The following is a 3,932-nucleotide window of genomic DNA, read 5'->3' as shown; positions in this document are numbered from 1 at the left end:
GAGGTAGTCGCCGTAGGCGGCTTGCAGGTTGTCGTTCATGAATCCTCCAGGGGGTGGAACCACGGGTATGGACCCGGACGGCGCATTGTAGTTCCCGGTTACATGTGACATGAGAAGACATGAGGCCCCGGCGCCGGATTGGCCCGCGCCGGCGCAGAGGTGTCCTGCGCGGGCGGGCCTTGGCCGGGCCGGGGCGATCGCACTACAGTGCGGCTTTCCCAACTCCTGCCCCTGCGCATGAACAGCAAATCCGTGTTGACCCTCGACGACGTGAAGCGCATCGCCGCCGCCGCCGAGGCCGAGGCCTTGAAGAACCAGTGGGCCGTGACGATCGCAGTCGTCGATGACGGCGGGCACCTGCTGTGGTTGCAGCGGCTGGACGGCGCGGCGCCGATCTCGTCGCACATCGCCCCGGGCAAGGCCCGCACCGCGGCGGTCGGCCGGCGCGAGAGCAAGGTCTACGAGGACATGATCAACCAGGGCCGCAGCGCGTTCCTGAGCGCACCGACGCTCGAGGGCATGCTCGAAGGCGGCGTGCCGATCCTGGTGCAGGGCCAGTGCGTGGGCGCGGTGGGCGTCAGCGGCGTGAAATCGAGCGAGGACGTGCAGGTCGCGAAGGCCGGGATCGCGGCGCTCTGATCAGGCAGCGATCTTCAGCGGGATGATGGCCATCCCCCCTTGCGCGCCGGTGGCGGTCTCGAACACCTCGCGGGCACAGTCTTCGCAGCGCCCGCAGCAGGTGGCGACGCCGGTTTCCAGCTGCAAGGAGTCGAAGCTGTCGCACCCACCCCGGACATGCCGTTCGATGTCCCGGTCGGAAACGCGTTCGCAGACACACACGATCATCAGATGCACTCCCGGCCGCCGAGCGAGGGCCGATGAGGCATCTTAAACAAGAACGATTCGCACTTCAAGCCTGGGGACATCCCCGCACCGCGGGGGTGCGAGGAATCGGTCACGGGGGCTCAGGCTTCGACTTCACCCATTTGTGACTGGAGGTAGTTCTGCAGGCCGACCTTGTCCACCAGGTCGAGTTGCGTCTCCAGGAAGTCGATGTGCTCCTCGGTGTCGTCGAGGATGCCCTGCAGCAGGTCGCGCGAGACGTAGTCGCGCACCGTCTCGCAGTGGGCGATGCCGTCCTTGATGGTGGCCTGCGCACCCTGCTCGGACTTCAGGTCGCACTGCAGGATCTCGACGGTGTCCTCGCCGACCATCAGCTTGCCCAGGTCCTGCAGGTTCGGCAGGCCGTCGAGCGTGAAGATGCGCGTCATCAGCTGGTCGGCATGCTTCATCTCGCCGATCGACTCGGCGTATTCCTTGGCCGCCAGCTTGTCGAGGCCCCAGTGCTTCAGCATCCTGTAGTGCAGGAAGTACTGGTTGATCGCGGTGAGCTCGTTCTTCAGCTGCGCGTTCAGGTGTTCGATGACTTTCGGGTCGCCCTTCATGTGTGGCTCCTTCTTGTTGGGTGAGAGGTCGGATCAGCGCGCATTATCGGAGTCGATCCGCGCGCAACGAAACGCAAATCCGAGCGATGTGCTCGCGTTGCAAGCGGCAATCGCTCGCATTCGTGTGATGCCTGCGCGGCTCAGGGTCAACCCTCGAAGCTCGTCTATAATCCCGCGGTTTACCTGCAACCCGCCCGCCCCAGCGAAACCCTCGCCGTTTCCTGTCGAAAACTCCCCCAGTTTTCTCCCCGGTCCGACGCTCGAGATGAGCAGAGCTGGGCGCGCACCAACGGAGATACGTGTGCCGCCTCAACTGCTGACAAACCCAGGACAGGCTCTGCTGGCACTCGCGGACGGAACCGTCTTTCAGGGCGTCTCGATCGGCGCGCCCGGCGAGACCATCGGCGAAGTGGTGTTCAACACCGCGCTGACCGGCTATCAGGAAATCCTGACCGACCCGAGCTACTGCCGCCAGATCGTCACGCTGACCTATCCGCACATCGGCAACTACGGTGTCAACGATGAAGATGTGGAAGCCAGCCGCGTGTTCGCAGCCGGCCTGATCATCAAGGACCTGCCGCTGCTCGCGTCGAATTTCCGCCAGACGATGACGCTGTCGCAGTACCTGCAGCGCGAAGGCACGGTCGCCATCGCCAACATCGACACCCGCCGCCTGACCCGCGTGCTGCGCACCCGCGGCGCGCAGAACGGCTGCATCGTCACGCTGGCCGCCGGCCAGGCAGTGACCGACGCGATCCGCAACGACGCGATCGCCAAGGCCAAAGCCGCGCCCAGCATGGCCGGCCTCGACCTGGCCAAGGTCGTCAGCGAGACGAAGCCCTACGACTGGACCGAGACCGAATGGACGCTCGGCCACGGCTACGGCGCGCTGAAGGATCCGCGCTTCCACGTGGTGGCCTACGACTACGGCGTCAAGCGCAACATCCTGCGCATGCTCGCCAGCCGCGGCTGCAAGGTGACCGTGGTGCCGGCGCAGACCCCGGCCGCCGAGGTGCTCGCGTACAAGCCCGACGGCATCTTCCTCAGCAACGGCCCCGGCGACCCCGAGCCCTGCGACTACGCGATCGCCGCGACGCGCACGCTGATCGACACCGGCATCCCGACCTTCGGCATCTGCCTGGGCCACCAGATCCTGGCGCTGGCCTCCGGCGCGAAGACCTTCAAGATGAAGTTCGGCCACCACGGCGCGAACCACCCGGTGAAGGACCTGGACAACGGCCGCGTCAGCATCACGAGCCAGAACCACGGCTTCGCGGTCGACGAGGGTAGCCTGCCTGCCAACCTGCGCCCCACGCACGTCAGCCTGTTCGACGGCACGCTGCAGGGGCTGGCGCGCACCGACAAACCCGCTTTCTGCTTCCAGGGCCATCCAKAGGCCTCCCCGGGACCCCATGACATCGGCTACCTGTTCGACCGCTTCACGGCCATGATGGAGAAGAACAATGCCTAAGCGCGCCGACCTCAAATCCATCCTCATCATCGGGGCCGGTCCGATCATCATCGGCCAGGCCTGCGAGTTCGACTACTCCGGCGCACAGGCCTGCAAGGCGCTGCGCGAAGAGGGCTACAAGGTCATCCTCGTCAACAGCAATCCGGCGACGATCATGACCGACCCGGAGATGGCCGACGTCACCTACATCGAGCCGATCACCTGGCAGGTGGTCGAGAAGATCATCGCGAAGGAGCGCCCCGATGCGGTGCTGCCGACGATGGGTGGCCAGACCGCGCTGAACTGCGCACTCGACCTGCACAAGCACGGCGTGCTCGCGAAGTACGGCGTCGAGATGATCGGCGCGAACGAGAAGGCGATCGAGAAGGCCGAGGACCGCCTGAAATTCAAGGACGCGATGACCGGCATCGGCCTGCACTCGGCGCGCTCGGGCATCGCCCACTCGATGGAAGAGGCGCTCTCCGTGCAGAAGCGCATCACCGCCGAGATCGGCGGCACCGGCTTCCCGATGGTGATCCGCCCGAGCTTCACGCTCGGCGGCACTGGCGGCGGCATCGCCTACAACCCGGAAGAGTTCGAGGAGATCTGCAAGCGCGGCCTCGACCTGTCGCCCACCAAGGAACTGCTGATCGAGGAAAGCCTGATCGGCTGGAAAGAGTACGAGATGGAAGTCGTGCGCGACCGCGCCGACAACTGCATCATCGTCTGCTCGATCGAGAACCTCGACCCGATGGGCATCCACACCGGCGACTCGATCACGGTGGCGCCGGCACAGACGCTGAGCGACAAGGAATACCAGCTGCTGCGCAACGCCAGCATCGCGATCCTGCGCGAGATCGGCGTCGACACCGGCGGCTCGAACGTGCAGTTCTCGATCAACCCGGTCGATGGCCGCATGGTCGTGATCGAGATGAACCCGCGCGTCAGCCGCTCGTCGGCGCTGGCCTCGAAGGCCACCGGCTTCCCGATCGCGAAGGTCGCCGCCAAGCTGGCGATCGGCTACACGCTCGATGAGT

5 protein-coding genes are annotated in these 3,932 nt (G+C 65.5%); 3 read left to right on the top strand and 2 right to left on the bottom strand.

What is annotated here, in order from left to right:
* Positions 1–237: 237 nt before the first annotated feature.
* On the top strand, positions 238–639 hold the full coding sequence (locus tag AC1D01_RS24095; protein ID WP_477870836.1) for a GlcG/HbpS family heme-binding protein: 402 nt from the start codon (positions 238–240) through the stop codon (positions 637–639).
* Here the strand turns inward: AC1D01_RS24095 and AC1D01_RS24090 are convergent, their stop codons facing one another.
* Positions 640–846, bottom strand: a complete 207-nt coding sequence (locus AC1D01_RS24090) for a (2Fe-2S)-binding protein (protein ID WP_052213119.1) — start codon at positions 844–846, stop codon at positions 640–642.
* 119 nt (positions 847–965) lie between these two features.
* The gene (gene bfr / locus AC1D01_RS24085) at positions 966–1,445 is read right to left on the bottom strand and encodes a bacterioferritin (protein ID WP_047511512.1); all 480 of its coding nucleotides are present in this window, start codon (positions 1,443–1,445) and stop codon (positions 966–968) included.
* A gap of 301 nt (positions 1,446–1,746) precedes the next feature.
* On the opposite strand from bfr, the gene carA reads away from it, so the two are divergent.
* Both carA and carB read left to right on the top strand, forming a co-directional pair.
* Positions 1,747–2,916: a glutamine-hydrolyzing carbamoyl-phosphate synthase small subunit gene (gene carA / locus AC1D01_RS24080; RefSeq protein WP_477870833.1), complete on the top strand. Its 1,170-nt coding sequence runs from the start codon at positions 1,747–1,749 to the stop codon at positions 2,914–2,916.
* Positions 2,909–3,932: carbamoyl-phosphate synthase large subunit (gene carB, locus AC1D01_RS24075; protein WP_477870831.1), on the top strand; the 1,024-nt coding region annotated here is incomplete at its 3' end. The genes carA and carB, both read left to right, overlap by 8 nt.

Source organism: Rhizobacter sp. P3_B12, assembly GCF_056402895.1.
This window is presented reverse-complemented; position numbering and strand designations above follow the sequence as displayed.

Coding starts and splice junctions, on each gene's coding strand:
- AC1D01_RS24095 (WP_477870836.1), top strand. CDS start 238: ATGAACAGCAAATCCGTGTTGACCCTCGACGACGTGAAGCGCATCGCC.
- AC1D01_RS24090 (WP_052213119.1), bottom strand. CDS start 846: ATGATCGTGTGTGTCTGCGAACGCGTTTCCGACCGGGACATCGAACGG.
- bfr (WP_047511512.1), bottom strand. CDS start 1,445: ATGAAGGGCGACCCGAAAGTCATCGAACACCTGAACGCGCAGCTGAAG.